The organism is Ochrobactrum teleogrylli (assembly GCF_006376685.1).
Taxonomy (GTDB): domain Bacteria; phylum Pseudomonadota; class Alphaproteobacteria; order Rhizobiales; family Rhizobiaceae; genus Brucella; species Brucella teleogrylli.
Genome location: NZ_VEWL01000011.1, coordinates 133,538 through 147,879, shown reverse-complemented (window position 1 = coordinate 147,879; position 14,342 = coordinate 133,538). Strand labels below are relative to the sequence as shown.

The window sequence follows — 14,342 nt, the reverse complement described above, 5'->3', positions numbered from 1 at the left end:
GGCAAGTAAACGGCGAAATGCGCCCGGAAGAATTGTGGCATCGACAATAATAGGAGTATTCCATGATTAATAATACACGACGAGTGAAAGATGCTGCCGACATTCAGCTTGCCATTCACGAAAATGCGAAGAGCATCGAGGTTGAAGGTGTCATCGATAATCTTCCCAGCCTGAAATTGCCATCGGGAACGTTGCTTCGTGGTGTCGATGGCACTGCCGAACTGCGTTTCAAGGAAGGGCAACCGGGCCTGATCTTGAGTGCGAACCATCGGATCGCTGATTTGCGGATAGTGACGGATGAAACTCAGATCGCCATCGGTCTGGCTGACGAAAACACCGATCTCGGTACGATTACGATTGACAATATAAGAACTGTCGGCCGCCTTCATCTGGAAGCAGCCGGTGCATTAGCAGCGCATATCAAGCTTGATGACATTCATGTTGAAAGGGCGGACGCCCGAATTGCCGCGCATCGCCCTTCAGGATTCGGAGTTGAAGTTCTGCTTGGCGGATTGACGGTCCTCAACAACTCGAAGAATAAAGCGAGCCGCTGGACACTGGAAGCCCATAATCTTTCGGGCGGCAGCAAAGAAAATCCTCTGCGGGGCAGTGGTATATTCATATTCGGTGGAGCGTATATTCCTTTTGATGCCGACATGGCTAAGGCTCCGGCTCCAACCGAAGCTGGCGGCGTGATCGAACTCACCGAACTCACCACGGGAGAAATCCATTCGGACGGTGGAATCCCAAAAGGCACCGGCAATCTGATTACGGGTGGCGTGTTTGTGGGTTCCGGCGTCAACGCGTTGAGCGTTATCAATCAGGATTCGGTGACGACTTATAGTCCTAATGATATGGTTCTCGACAATTGGGGAGCTGTCGATTCCTGGGCGGCAAAAGCCCCGATAACTTCCTACGGTTCAAGCGGCATTGGGTTCGTGAATTTCGGTGATATCAACGCGCTCAAGATTCAAGCTCCTATCGAGACGCATGGTCTGGGTGCGCGGGGATTCAACCTTTATGACGGTACGTTGAACCATGCCGAATTCCAGAGCATCACAACCTTTGGTGATGGCGCAATCGGCGTCCAGCTGTCAAAGCCGTTTGGTACCATCACGGTTGATGGGGATATAAGGACGAAAGGCGGGGAAGGGGAGAGCCTCGTACGCGGAAAAGTAGTTCATCTCAAAGCCCATGCGTTCAGCTTAAAGCCGGGAGCGAGCGGCAAGGAGTTCAAGGTGTTGGGGCAGGCAATTGCGGAGAACGAGACTGTTGCCGACTTTGATTTTGAAGCACCGGTGGACGTGATTCAACGCTGCGAGATAGCCGGGAAGAAGCTAGGGGCGTCTTGAGCGTTTGTTGCCAGACTTAAGCGCGGATACGGAAGTTCTGACTTGTGGGTGCTTTAAAACGTTGAGTCTATCAACGCATCTTGCTGCTTGCTTGTATGGGTGAGATTGTTTGCGGCAATCGGGCGCGCCGAGATAAACTTATAAGTTCGCGTTTAAATTGAAGCCAGCTGTCAACTCGACTGACACATTAATCATCTTATAAATTATAAATAAAATTTGTCTTCTCAACTTACGGTGCTCTCCGTTGGCCGCGGAGGTGCTCAGCCGCCGGTGCAAGCGATCGGCTCAGCCAGGCCTATGGTCCATGAGAGTCGACCATCTACTATCGCCAGTGTCTGCTGGCCGTCGGAATAGGTCGTTCCATCTGTCCCTTGGGAGGGCAGGTCGATGGCGGGTTTGCCGTTGATAGATACCGAAGCGCTCTCTCCGAGGAGACGAACAGCCAGATGAGTGCCGTCTTTGCACACGTAATCGCTGACAGGGTGGGGATTCCCTCCGCCTATCGACGCGCCTGACGCGGAATTCACCAAGCTGATAAGTAACACCACACTGGTTGCTGCGACTGAAATCTTTTTTTGCATGGCTATTCTCCCAAGAAATGCCCGTACCACTATGGTCGCAAACTTAATAGCATCGTAATCTTTATTGGCGATTAGTATTCTATACCGTAACAACAATATTGGAAGTCAAAAAGAAACGGGGCACCTTTAAGATGGTTACGATATTTGCGCTCTCCGTCCAAATGTCTCTCCTTGCGTTTGCTGCATTAGGGGGAGCGTTTTTTCTGTTTGGGCGTCTGATGCTGCATATATTTGCAAAATATGCCGAACATGACCCTCTATCGATACCAGTCGGAGCATTTGTCGCTACAGTGGCGACGGCTTGGGCACTTGCACTCGGATTTGTCGCGGCTGACATATGGGCCATTACCGCAAAAGCAAATCAAGCCACACGCGATGAGCGCTCCGCGATCATTCGATTGATTGGAATTGCCGATTCTCCAGAAATCGATGCACCTCCTCTGCGAGAGGTATTGATCCGCTACAGGAACGCTGTCGTAGACGATGAATGGGTGAAGAACATAAACCTGCAGCCAGCTGGCTCGGTCGAAAAGTCCCTGCAGGACATCCGCGACGTGATATTGAAAATGAGCAAAGAAAACATTCCAGGTCCCGTAATTTCGTATTTATTAAGCGATTTTGATATTCTGCAAGATGCCAGAAGCATGAGGCTTTCTATCGGAACGACGTCTGTGGATTCCTACAGATGGTATTTGGTTATTTCACTCACTATCATGACAGTAATTGCGATTTCTTCAACACATTCAGACAGAGTTCAAGCCGGAATTGTGGCTCTGCTTATATACACGGTCAGCGCAACTTTATGTCTGTGGATTTTGGCGATTCATGCGAATCCATATCAGGGAATTGCTAAAATCGAGCCCACGATTTTAATGTCATCCCATTGACCGGTTCGTAAGTGGTCGTGGTAACAAAGTTAGTGGTCTGATCGGGACATTTATGTGCCTTGATACGCGTTAAAAAGCTTTAACCAAAAGTAGATTATCCGAGCATTCCTGCCGTCTAAATACGACACCTGCCGTATATCATTGCGTTTCAGCCAAGCCTAATACTCCTGCCATTGGACCATGGGGAGGAGCCATTATGTCGTCGCTGGACTTATGGATACCGTTTGCTGTTGCGACGTTGACATTTGCTTGCGTGCCAGGCCCTGCAATACTTTACATGACCGCGCAAACCCTTGCGCACGGTCGCAATGCTGGCCTGATGGCGGCTCTTGGTGTTCATCTTGGATGTTACGTGCATATCGTTGCAGCCACGATAGGCCTCGCATCGTTGATGGAACACGCACCGATCATCTACGTGATCATAAGGTTTGCCGGTGCCGGGTATCTGATCTGGTCGGGGTTAGCCCTATTCTTTAATTGGAATAGAGAAGGCGATCAATCCGGAAGTCCGGTATCAAAAACGTTTCGCGACAGTATCGTGGTTGAAGTTCTCAACCCGAAGACGGCGCTGTTCTTCCTAACTTTTCTGCCGCAATTCGTGCAGCCGGCGACCGAAATTCCGCTCTGGCTTCAGTTCCTTGTGTTGGGCATCGTCGTTAACCTGATTTTCTCAACAGCCGACGTTGCAGCTGTCGCTATTGCGGCTCTCGCCTTTGGACGTTTCCACAGTAACAGGATGGGTTGGATGGTGCCAAAGGCGTGTGGCACGATACTGGTGGGGCTGGGTGCGGCTCTCGTCAGCCATCATTTTTAGTGCAGGCATGTCGTGGACGCGGCGGAAGTTAGAGGTTGTGGTTTCTAGACTGATGATAAGAGAGGGGGATTGCGCTCAACCAAACTGGAGCACTTAGACTCAACGAATGTGCTTTGTTTGCGATCAGTGGTCCGCGATGGGTTGCCGCGTTGTAATGCCACTTTATGGCTGGCCATCGCTTGATTTTGCTGCGATATATCCAAATGAAAGGCGATTTGGATGGTCCAGAAGCAAGTCATTAAAGCGAACCTGTCGGAACAGATTTATCGCAATCTGCGCCTCTCTCTCATGGAGGGTGAATATCGTCCGGGGGAGCGTCTCACGATTAGCGGTGTGGCCGAACTTTACGGTACATCGATTACGCCGGTGCGCGAAGCTATCATGCGTTTGGCCTCGGAGCAGGCCTTGAATTTTGTTGCCGCCACCTCGGTCGCGGTGCCTGTTTTGACGCCGCGCGATCTGCGCGAGATTGTGGCTATTCGCAACAATCTGGAAGGTATGGCGGCCTACCGCGTCGGCCAAACTGCTACAGGTGAGATTGTAGAAGAATTCGAGAAGCTCAATGCGAGTTTCACCGCAGCGGCGGCACAGGACCCACGCGAGGCCGCTCAGACAAATCGTGAGTTTCACTTTCTGATTTTGCGCCGCGCCGAGCTGCCCTATGTCGAAACGATTTGCGAAAACATGTGGACACTGATGGGGCCGTTCCTGCGTACATTTCACGAGGAAATGCCAGTCAGGCAATTGTCCGGCGAAGATCATCAGCATTTCCGCTTCATCGAGGCTTTGCGTCGCAACGATCCTGACGCCGCGCGCAATGCAATGCAGGCTGATATTCAATGGGCGAATGAACTCGTCGCCCGGATAGAAGAAAAGAACAGCGAGAACGCTCGCTGAGTGCTGTGCCGCGCCTCGCGATTAACGAGGCACGGCCTTTATCATGCGATGGAATAGCCGCCGTCCACCGGGAGTAGCGCTCCATTGATATAACGCGCGGCAGGTGAGATGAGAAAGCCGATCACCTCCGCGATTTCCTCCGGCTCCGCCCAGCGTCCAAGCGGAATACGTGCTGTGATAGCTGGCCCGCGCGATGGATCGTTTTTAGCGCCTGCTCCCATCCGCGTGTTTACCCACCCCGGAGCAATGGCGTTGCAGCGTATTCCCTCACGTCCCCACGCGACGGCAAGGGAACGCGTCAGTGCAACGATGCCGCCCTTGGATGCGGCATAAGCGGGCGCGTTGGCCGAACCGAACCAGCTCCACATGGATGCGATGTTGACGATGCTGCCTTTTGCGGCCAGCAACTTTTCCCGCGCTGCGGTCGCTGCTGCCAGAGAGGCGGTGAGATTGACCTCTAGCACCTTATGGAATTCAGCTGCCTGCCATTCGCGCGCCTGCCGAATGATACCAGCGCAATTGATGAGCGCATCAATTCGTTCGACACTGTTCATCAACCGGTCAAGATCATCAGTATTGGTCACATCCGTTTGGATGAACTCAAGCCCCTCGGGCAGGGGCTCTTCCTTGTCCATGCCGCCAGCGATCACCCGCCAGCCCTGCGACAGCAGAAATCTGCTTGTGGCCAGGCCGATACCAGTGCCGCCGCCTGTGATGACTGCCGTTTTCATGCCATTTGACCTTTGCGAATGAAGGATTCCGCGACTTCGTGAATACCGGCCCCATCAAGCTTATAATGTGCGTAAAGATGCGTCGGCGGAGCGATCAACGCGTATTCGTCATAAATGCCATGGCGCTTCAGGCGCACGCCCTTGCCCTCGTCGGCAATCACTTCTGCCACAGCCGAGCCGAGGCCCCCGAGCACATTGTGTTCTTCCACCGTCATGATGCAGCGGGATCGTTCTGCGGCTTCAAGAACGGCATCGCGGTCCAGCGGCTTGATCGAAGCCATGTCGATGACACCGACCGAATGACCAGCAGCGTTGAGTGCGACTGCTGCTTCCAGCGCAGCATGAACGGTAATGCCGCAGGCGATGATTGTCAGTTCGTCCCCGAGAGAGTGAATATTCGCCTTGCCGAACTGGAAATTCGCGCCGTCACTATAAACCACCGGATCGCGACCGCGCCCGATGCGGAAATAGATCGGCTGATCCCAATCGGCTGAAGCTCGAATAGCGGCTTCCAGCTGTGCCCCATCGGACGGCGAAACCACAGCCAGATCGGCAATGGAACGCATCGTTCCGATATCTTCCGTCGCATGATGCGAGGTGCCGTAGAAGCCAAGCGAAATACCCGTATGATGGCCGACCAGCCGCACCGGCTGCGCGGAATAGGCGACATCCATGCGGATTTGTTCGCAGGTCAGAAGTCCGAGAAAGGATGCGAAAGTCGCCACAAAGGGCGTAACGCCGCAGGTGGCGATCCCTGCTGCGACAGAAACCATGTTCTGCTCGGAGATGCCGAATGAAATATATCGGTCGGGATGGGCGGCGGCAAAACGGTTTAAACCATTGGAATATTGAAGGTCGGCGGAGCCGGCGACTACATTATGCCCCGCTTCGACGAGTTGCATCAGGCCATTTGAAAGGTGGTCGAGGCCGGGATTGACCATATTCAGGCCGCGATATTGCCAGGAATTAGGGGATTTTGGGCTGCTCATATCAGATTACCTTCGATTTGATTTCGGCGACGGCGGCGTCTGCGTCCTCGGTGTCCAGCCAGCCCAAATGCCAGCCCGGTTCGGTTTCCATGTAGGAAACGCCTTTGCCTTTCACTGTTTTGGAAATCACCACGACGGGGCGCTCGCGGGTGTCGTCTGCGCGCAAGCGGCGCAACAATTCCGTGACAGCGGTCACGTCATGACCGTCGACTTCATGGACTTCCCAACCAAAAGCCGACCATTTCTGGTCAAGCGGCTCGATGTTCATCACGTCGTCCACTTTGCCGTCGAGCTGGTAGCCGTTGCGATCGACAATGGCGATAAGATTGCTCATCCGGTTCTGGGCTGCAAAGAGTGCCGCCTCCCAGACCTGACCTTCCTGCATTTCGCCATCGCCCATCATGCAGAAGACCTTGTAGGATTTGCCGGTCCAGCGCTGCGCGAGGGCGATGCCGATAGCATTCGATAGCGCGTGACCGATAGAGCCGGACGAAAAGTCCACGCCTGGAACCTTGCGCATGTCCGGGTGATCGCCGAGTGGACTGCCGAGCCGCGTGTAATCATCGAGCCATTCTTTGGGGAAAAAGCCGAGATCCGCATAAATCGGAAACAGGCCAACGGCTGCGTGGCCCTTGCCAATCGTGAACCGGTCGCGTTCGTCCCAATGCGGCTCGCCATGACGCAGGTTCATCACGTCGTAATAAAGCGCTGCGAAGGCTTCTGCCGCCGAGAAGACAGAGGTGTAGTGCCCGGTCTTTGCAATATCGATCAGTCGGATGGTTTCCAGTCGAATGAATTGCGCGCGCTCGCGCAGAAATGAAACCGTTTTCTCATCGGGCATATAGCTGTTCGCGCCGGGCGATGCTCCAGCGGATGACATTCCGACGGGCGATGGCAGGGTCATATTGTTCTCCATGGGTGGCATATGCGCCGCAAGGGCCAATCCTGAAAGCGGGCGTCATGTTTGCGTCAAGGCGGCTCCTTCCGACCAGACGAAAATATGTATATTGACTCTTGGAGGATACATCAAGCATCATATATGATATGCAATCGCAAAAAATTCGACGAGGTGGGCATTCGCTCGAAACGTCGGGGAGGAACGCAAATGATAATTTTTGGATCACCATCGCGCTATGTGCAGGGTGCAGGCGCTCTGAAAGAGCTAGGCCTCGAACTTGTTCGACTGGGCGGAGATGCAGTTCTGGTCGCTGACCCCGTGCTGTGGGAACAGTACGGAGACATGATCGAGCAATCGTTTCGAAACCAGCAGATCACAGTCCCGGTATTGATGTTCGGCGGTGATTGCACCGAGGCCGAAATCATCAGGTTACATGATGCGCTCGCCGGCGTGCCTTCTGTCGTTGTGGCAGCTGGCGGCGGCAAATGCATCGATGCGGGCAAAGCCTTGGCGCATCGCTTGAACGCCAAAGTCGTAACAGTGCCAAGCATCGCATCGACGGATGCGCCGACCTCGCACAATTATGTCATGTATGACGATGCCCATCGCATGGTGGGCGTCAGCAAACTCCCGCGTAATCCCGAGCTTGTTCTGGCCGATACGGCGGTTATAGCGAAAGCTCCGAAGCAATTTTTCCTGGCTGGAATAGGCGACGCGATCGGGAAAATTCATGAAGTAAGATGCTGCGCCAATGCGCAGGGCAAGAACATTTTCGGTGGCAGTTCCGCCTGGACAGCTGTGGTTCTGGCCGAAGCGTGTCACGCAATATTGCTGGAACATGCCGAGGCCGCACTCGCCGCATTAGACAGGAAAACACCGACGCCCGCGCTGGAGCGCGTCGTGGAAGCGACAATCCTGATGAGTGGCCTTGCTTTTGAAAGCGGGGGCTTGTCTGTCGCGCATTCGATGACGCGTGGGCTGACCGCAGTATCGCCTTTCGCGGAAAAAATGCATGGCCTTCAGGTTGCCTATGCAAATGTCGTTCAGATGCACGCCCAAGGGGCGCAGACGCCTGAGATCGATGCCTTTGTTGCCTTTTCCCGTCGTGTTGGCCTGCCAGCCACCTTGATCGAACTCGGTGGACGCGCTGCGGCTGACGACGAGATCGGAGAAATCGTCAGCAGAACGATGACTGCGCCGCATATCGGCCATCTGCCGCGTCCGTTGGATGCGGATGGGCTTGAGGCGTCAATACGGTGGGTCGAGTCCCGTTATACGGCAGCCTGAGAGAGCAATGGACATGCCTGCTCCCCATAAAGCCGCACAGGACGTGGCGAGAGTATCAGTCTTTCACATGTGCCAACAGTCCGGCGCCACCGCCTTCAATATCCATGTTCAGCGCTTCATAGGCGGCGTCGGGATCTCTGGCGCGGATGGCTTTCACAATGCGCACATGCGGATGCGGATCCCAGTTCAGCGGTACGCCGCCATCATAGAGATGAGAGAGCAGGGGCCCGCAGCGGACCCAAAGATTGGATACCATTTCATGCGTGACCGGCAGGCCCGCAATCTCACAAAGTTTCAGGTGAAATTTGGTGTTCAGCCCGATGGCGGCAGGAAAGTCATCGGCATCCTGGGCTGCACTCAGCTTATTATGAATAGCCTCAAGCGCATCGACTGCCTCTGGGCTGGCATTGAGCGCGGCTTCACGCGCAGCGTTTCCTTCGAGAAAACCGCGCACTTTACGAACTTCAATCAGCGTCGCACGGGTGAGGTGAGGCACGGAGATACGGCCACGTCCATCGATCTCAAGCGCATGTTCGGCGACAAGCCGAAACAGCGCTTCGCGCATCGGCGTGGCGCTGATTCCGAAGCTTCTGGAGATGGGACGCAACGGCAGGTCTTCGCCCGGCTTGAGTCGGCCCTCCATAAGCGCCTCACGCAGATTGGTATAGGCAAGCTCGCTAAGGTTTTGTCTTTGAATGGGTTTTATCCATTCGGTCGCTGTAGCTTCTACCATTCATCACCCCTTTGATCGGCAATCTTGCGGTTCTCAATTGACTCAGTGTTATAACATGTGGCTTATAACATATATAGACGTGGCGCGATACGGTTGAGGAGCCGGTGCGCCGGAGGAGGATTTAATGCTAGCCTTGCGCAAGCGTCTACCCGCTCCGGGTGCTGAGTTGGTAGAATGCGATCGAATTGAGGCCCTCTCCACTGGAGAGATTGCCGTTAAAGTTCATGCTGCGGGCATCTGCGGCAGCGATCTCCATGCGCATGCGTGGGAGCCTGCTTACGGCTTCATGGAATCTTTTCTGCCGCTTACCCTCGGACATGAATTTACGGGGATCGTGACAGGCCTCGGCGCTGGCGTGAGCCAGATTGCTATCGGCGATGCCGTTGTGTGCTGTCCAACCGTTGCTTGCGGAAAATGCAAATCCTGCCGCAATAGCCTTCCGGGCAGTTGTGAAACGCGCCGCGTGATTGGTCTCCATCGGGATGGTGGCTTCGCGGAGGAGGTGCGTATCCCCGCTAAAAATGCTCTGTTGCTGCCCAATGCGCTTCCGCTGGACGTGGCCGCACTTACAGAACCGCTGGCGGTATCGATCAATGCCGTCAATGTCGGCGAAGTCCTGTCTGGAGATCGGGTGCTGGTATTGGGACCCGGCCCGATCGGTATGGGCGTCGCGATTGTCGTCAAAGCGCGCGGCGCGAAGGTGATGCTTGCTGGTTATGATGATGATGCACGCCTCGAGCTGGCGCGTGCCATGGGCATCGAAGCTTGTGTGGACCTGAAGCATGTGAATTTGGCGGATGCTGTGACGAGCCACTTCGAGGGCGGGCTCGATATCATTTTCGAAGCAACCGGGCGCGCTGAAAGTGTGGCTTCCGGATTGACCCAGCTTCGTTCTGGCGGCGTTCTGGTGGTTGTCGGTATCCATGCTGAACCACTCACTCTTGATCTCAATGTGCTGGTGCGCGGCAAAAAGCAATTGCGCGGCAGCCACGACGCCACACCGGAAGCCTTCGCTGAAGCCGTTGAGCGTCTCGCTGCGGAGCCTGAGCTTTATACCCGCATGATCACCCATCGTTTGCCTTTGGCTGACGCCGAAGAAGGATTTGCGCTCGCCCGAAAGCGGGCCGCGCTCAAAGTGATGCTGTTTCCCGAAGGAAATCCCAATGTCTGATATGACGACGCTTTCCGTTATAGCTGCCCGTCCGGGTGGCCCTGAAGTTCTCGAACTTGTTGAGCGTGAGTTGCCCGCCCTGAAGCCCGGCGAAATGCGCGTACAAGTGCATGCGGCAGGCGTCAATCGGCCCGATGCCATGCAGCGTGCCGGTAACTATCCACCACCACCCGGTGTGACTGACGTTTTGGGGCTGGAACTGTCGGGCGTGGTCCTTGAGACGGCGAATGACGTCACGCGTTTCCGCGTGGGTGACCGCATCATGGCGCTGGTGGCCGGTGGCGCTTATGCTGAAGAAGCCGTGGTGCAGGCGGATGTCTGCATACCGGTGCCAGCCGGTCTGTCGATGATTGAGGCGGCGGGTATTCCCGAAACCTACTTCACGGTTTGGAGCAACCTTTTCCAGCGCGCTCGCCTTCAGCCCGGCGAAACGGTGCTCCTGCATGGCGGCACGTCCGGTATCGGCGTGACCGCGACATTGCTGGCCAAGGCCATCGGCGCACGCATGATCACCACATGCGGTTCGGACGACAAGTGCCGTGCATCCGAAGCTCTGGGCGCGGTGGCCTCAATCAATTATCGCACAACCGATTTCGTTGAGGCCGGTCGGGCATTGACTGAGGGGCGTGGACCAGAAGTGATCGTCGATATGGTCGGGGGCAGCTACATGCAGCGCAATCTGCAATTGGTAGCCGAAGACGGACGCATTGCGCAAATCGCCTTCCAGCAAGGATCGCAGGCCCAGATGGACATGGGACCTTTGCTCTTCAAGCGCCTCACGCTGAGCGGTTCGACGCTCCGCGCGCGCCCGTTGGCGATGAAGGCGGCATTGACCCGCGCGGTGGAGACCGAGGTCTTGCCGTTGATCCTCGACAAGGGGGCTCGTCCCGTCATCGATTCCGTATTCAACCTTGCCGATGTGCGTGAAGCCCATGCCCATCTCGAAGCCTCAGCGCATACCGGCAAGATTGTTCTTAAAACGACTGCCTGCGGCGAGGAGTAAGCGCAGATGCTAGATGTTCAACGACGTTCCAATCGTACCGGCGCTCATATCTTGGCAGGCGCGTTGCAGCGCCATGGTGTTACCCGTGTCTTCGGACAGTCGATCCCTTCAGCGTTCTTTCTTGCGGCGCCTGATTATGGCATTACGCAGGTCGGCTACCGTACGGAAAATGCGGGTGCGGCCATGGCCGATGCTTATGCCCGCGTCTCTGGGCAAGTTGCGGTCGTAACCGCACAGAACGGTCCAGCAGCAACCTTGCTGGTTCCGGGCCTCTCCGAAGCACTCAAGGCTTCTATTCCGGTTGTGGCAATTGTTCAGGATGTCCATCGCCAGTTTACCGACAAGAACGCTTTTCAGGAGCTGGATCATCTGGCGCTCTTTGATGGAGCGGCCAAATGGGTTCGTCGCGTCAGCGAGATTTCGCGTATCGAAGACTATGTCGATATGGCCTTTACGGCTGCGACGACCGGTCGTGCAGGCCCGGCTGTTCTTCTGGTTCCGCTCGATGTTCTCGATGAACTGGACGACGGTGCATTAAAGACTGCACGGCAGGCTTCTCTTGGCCATTACCCTCTTGATCCGGTTGCGCCAGATCCGGCACGTGTCAGCGAAGCTGCGGCGCTGCTTGCGTCCGCACGTCAACCTTTGGTTATTGCTGGCGGCGGCGTGCACAGCGCGCGCGGCTATGAAGCTCTGTCTGCGCTGCAGGCTCTCGGCTTCCCTGTCGCGACCACGGTGATGGGCAAGGGTGCAATCGACGAAACCAATCCGCTTTCGCTTGGCGTGGTGGGCTATTTCATGGGGCCTGGCGCGCGTGCGGGTCAGCTCGCGCCGATGGTGCAGGACGCAGATGTCATATTGCTGGTCGGCAATCGCACCAATCAGAACGGCACCGACAGCTGGCAGCTTTATCCCAAAGACGCGCGCTATATCCAGATTGATATTGATGGCACAGAGGTTGGCCGCAACTACGAGGCACTGCGCCTTGTCGGCGATGCGCGTCTTGGGCTGGAAGCCCTTGTTGCAGCGCTGAAGCTGCAAGACCTGTCTGTTCGCGAGGCGCAACGCCCGGCCACTGAGACACGCATTCGCGATGGCTTGAAGGGCGGTGCGAAACTGCGCGAGACCAAGGCGGGTTCGGATGCGACACCGCTGCGGCCCGAACGGATTGTCGCGGAAATCGACCGTCTGCTTACGCCCGATTCCATTGTCGTGGCGGACGCGTCCTATTCCTCGATCTGGGTTGCCGATGGTGTGACCATCCGCTCCGGCGGACAACGGGTCATCACCCCGCGGGGCCTGGCCGGTTTGGGCTGGGGACTACCGTTTGCGCTGGGCGCAAAGGCAGCTCGCCCGCAGTCGCCGGTTATTTGCCTGACGGGCGACGGTGGTTTCGCGCATGTCTGGGCCGAGATCGAAACCTCCAAGCGGATGAACCTGCCAGTCGTGGTTGTTGTGCTCAACAATCAGATTCTGGGTTACCAGAAACATGCGGAACTCAGCCTCTTTGGTGCATATACAGATGTCGTGCATTTCCAGCCGGTCGACCATGCGGCAATTGCGCAAGCCTGCGGTGTCAATGGCATCCGGGTAGAGCGCGCTGATCAACTTGCCGCTGCACTTGAGACGGCTCTTCGCTCCAATGTTCTGACTGTCATTGATGTCGTCACCGACGAACGCGCTTACCCGCCAGTCACCAGTTTCACCGGAAAACAAGCACTCGACTATTAATTCTTCAGGGAGAGAGAGAATGAAACTATCCAAACTGCTTATGAGTGCGTCGCTCGGCATCGCACTTTCCTCGACCGCGCTGTCTGCGGCTTTCGCCGATGTGAAGATCGGTTCACTCTATCCGATCAGCGGCCCTCTCGCTCTTCTGGGCGAAGAAAGCGCGCGTGGTCTTGAGCTTGCCGTTGAGGAAGTCAACGCAGCTGGTGGCATCAAGGGCGAAAAGATTGTGCTGGAGCGCGGTGATGCTGTTGATAACAACCAGGCCACTGGCGAAGCGCGCCGCCTGATTTCGCTTTCAGGCGTCAAGGCTATCTTCGGCACCTATTCGTCGGCTCGCGTTATTGCCGCTTCGCAGGTCAGCGAACTTGCAGGCGTTCCTTATTTTGAACTCGGCGCCGTTGCCGATGAAGTGACGGGACGTGGCCTGCAATATCTGTTCCGCACCAATCCGACCGCTGAAAACATGGGTAAGGATTCGGTCGATATGCTGGTCAAGAGCATCGCGCCGGGTCTCGGCAAGGATGCGAAGGATCTGAAGATCGGCATCATCTACGAAGATTCGTCTTACGGCACCTCGGTTGCAGGCCATCAGGAAGCAAACTCCAAGGCTGCCGGTCTGAATGTCGTGCTGAAGTCGGGTTATCCGTCCAATACCGTCGACATGTCCTCTCTGGTTCTGGAACTGCGTGAAAAGGGCGTCGATGTTGTCATGCAGACCTCCTATCAGAACGACTCTGTTCTGTTTCTTCAGCAGGCCAATGAGACGGGCTACAAACCGCTGGCCGTTATCGGTGGCGGTGGCGGTTATTCCATGCAGCCGACCGCCGATGCAGTTGGGCATGACGTGATCGAAGGCGTTTACGACGTCGACTTCACGCAATATGCGGTCAATACCGAGGCGACGCCGGGCCTGACCAAGTTTGTTGAGGCTTACAAGGCCAAGTATGGTTCGGAACCGCGTTCGGGCCATTCGCTCAACAACTACGTCGGTGCGAAGGCAGTCTTCCAGGCGCTCAATGCGGGCGAAGGTCTTGAACCGGACCAGATCGTCAGTGCGGCCAAGGCACTGGATATTCCCGATGGTCAGACAGCTGCTGGCTACGGAGTGAAGTTCGGCAAGAATAACCAGAACGAGCGTGCCAGCATGATGGGTATGCAGTGGCAGGACGGCAAGCTCGTCACTGTCTATCCGGAAAATGCCGCCGTCGCGAAGATGCGCTTTAACAAATGATCGTGCAAGGGCGACCACAGGTGCTGAACCTGTGATC

The 14,342-nt window shown here is 55.8% G+C and carries 14 protein-coding genes; 9 read left to right on the top strand and 5 right to left on the bottom strand.

Going from position 1 to position 14,342, the window contains the following annotated elements:
* Window positions 1-62 precede the first annotated feature (62 nt).
* Entirely contained in the window at window positions 63-1,352 is a 1,290-nt protein-coding gene (locus tag FIC94_RS16920) for a hypothetical protein (protein ID WP_140025641.1), read from the top strand.
* A gap of 260 nt (window positions 1,353-1,612) precedes the next feature.
* On the opposite strand, the gene FIC94_RS16915 is transcribed toward FIC94_RS16920, so the two are convergent.
* Entirely contained in the window at window positions 1,613-1,933 is a 321-nt protein-coding gene (locus tag FIC94_RS16915) for a hypothetical protein (RefSeq protein WP_140025640.1), read from the bottom strand.
* A 131-nt stretch (window positions 1,934-2,064) separates the two neighbouring features.
* On the opposite strand from FIC94_RS16915, the gene FIC94_RS16910 reads away from it, so the two are divergent.
* From FIC94_RS16910 to FIC94_RS16900, 3 genes are all read left to right on the top strand, one after another.
* Window positions 2,065-2,820, top strand: coding sequence for a bestrophin-like domain (locus FIC94_RS16910; RefSeq protein ID WP_140025639.1), 756 nt, complete (start codon window positions 2,065-2,067; stop codon window positions 2,818-2,820).
* Window positions 2,821-3,016: 196 nt separating this feature from the next.
* Window positions 3,017-3,634: a LysE family translocator gene (locus FIC94_RS16905; protein WP_121537569.1), complete on the top strand. Its 618-nt coding sequence runs from the start codon at window positions 3,017-3,019 to the stop codon at window positions 3,632-3,634.
* Between the two features lie 219 nt (window positions 3,635-3,853).
* Entirely contained in the window at window positions 3,854-4,531 is a 678-nt protein-coding gene (locus tag FIC94_RS16900; RefSeq protein WP_109366218.1) for a GntR family transcriptional regulator, read from the top strand.
* Window positions 4,532-4,572: 41 nt separating this feature from the next.
* Here FIC94_RS16900 and FIC94_RS16895 read toward each other — a convergent pair whose 3' ends face one another.
* Genes FIC94_RS16895 through FIC94_RS16885 form a run of 3 tightly spaced genes read right to left on the bottom strand, consistent with a single transcriptional unit; the run spans window position 4,573 to window position 7,155 of the window.
* Window positions 4,573-5,262: an SDR family NAD(P)-dependent oxidoreductase gene (locus tag FIC94_RS16895; protein ID WP_140025638.1), complete on the bottom strand. Its 690-nt coding sequence runs from the start codon at window positions 5,260-5,262 to the stop codon at window positions 4,573-4,575.
* Window positions 5,259-6,251 carry a transketolase family protein gene (locus tag FIC94_RS16890; protein ID WP_140025637.1) on the bottom strand — a complete coding sequence of 331 codons (993 nt, stop codon included), beginning with the start codon at window positions 6,249-6,251 and terminating at the stop codon, window positions 5,259-5,261. Before FIC94_RS16890 ends, FIC94_RS16895 begins: the two co-directional genes overlap by 4 nt.
* A 1-nt stretch (window position 6,252) precedes the next feature.
* A complete protein-coding gene (locus tag FIC94_RS16885; RefSeq protein WP_319080296.1) occupies window positions 6,253-7,155 on the bottom strand; it encodes a transketolase in 903 nt (300 codons plus the stop codon).
* A gap of 201 nt (window positions 7,156-7,356) precedes the next feature.
* Between FIC94_RS16885 and FIC94_RS16880 the strand changes: the two genes are divergently transcribed.
* Window positions 7,357-8,436, top strand: coding sequence for a glycerol dehydrogenase (locus FIC94_RS16880; protein WP_180918025.1), 1,080 nt, complete (start codon window positions 7,357-7,359; stop codon window positions 8,434-8,436).
* 55 nt (window positions 8,437-8,491) lie between these two features.
* Here the strand turns inward: FIC94_RS16880 and FIC94_RS16875 are convergent, their stop codons facing one another.
* Complete coding sequence (locus tag FIC94_RS16875; RefSeq protein ID WP_121537577.1) at window positions 8,492-9,169, bottom strand: GntR family transcriptional regulator; 678 nt, start codon at window positions 9,167-9,169, stop codon at window positions 8,492-8,494.
* Window positions 9,170-9,293: 124 nt separating this feature from the next.
* On the opposite strand from FIC94_RS16875, the gene FIC94_RS16870 reads away from it, so the two are divergent.
* From FIC94_RS16870 to FIC94_RS16855, 4 genes are read left to right on the top strand one after another with little or no spacing between them, the layout of a single operon-like run.
* The gene (locus FIC94_RS16870) at window positions 9,294-10,340 is read left to right on the top strand and encodes a zinc-dependent alcohol dehydrogenase (RefSeq protein ID WP_140025635.1); all 1,047 of its coding nucleotides are present in this window, start codon (window positions 9,294-9,296) and stop codon (window positions 10,338-10,340) included.
* The gene (locus FIC94_RS16865; protein WP_140025634.1) at window positions 10,333-11,343 is read left to right on the top strand and encodes an NAD(P)H-quinone oxidoreductase; all 1,011 of its coding nucleotides are present in this window, start codon (window positions 10,333-10,335) and stop codon (window positions 11,341-11,343) included. Before FIC94_RS16870 ends, FIC94_RS16865 begins: the two co-directional genes overlap by 8 nt.
* A gap of 6 nt (window positions 11,344-11,349) precedes the next feature.
* Window positions 11,350-13,074, top strand: coding sequence for an acetolactate synthase catalytic subunit (locus FIC94_RS16860; RefSeq protein ID WP_140025633.1), 1,725 nt, complete (start codon window positions 11,350-11,352; stop codon window positions 13,072-13,074).
* Window positions 13,075-13,093: 19 nt separating this feature from the next.
* A complete protein-coding gene (locus tag FIC94_RS16855) occupies window positions 13,094-14,305 on the top strand; it encodes an ABC transporter substrate-binding protein (protein WP_109366210.1) in 1,212 nt (403 codons plus the stop codon).
* Window positions 14,306-14,342 lie beyond the last annotated feature (37 nt).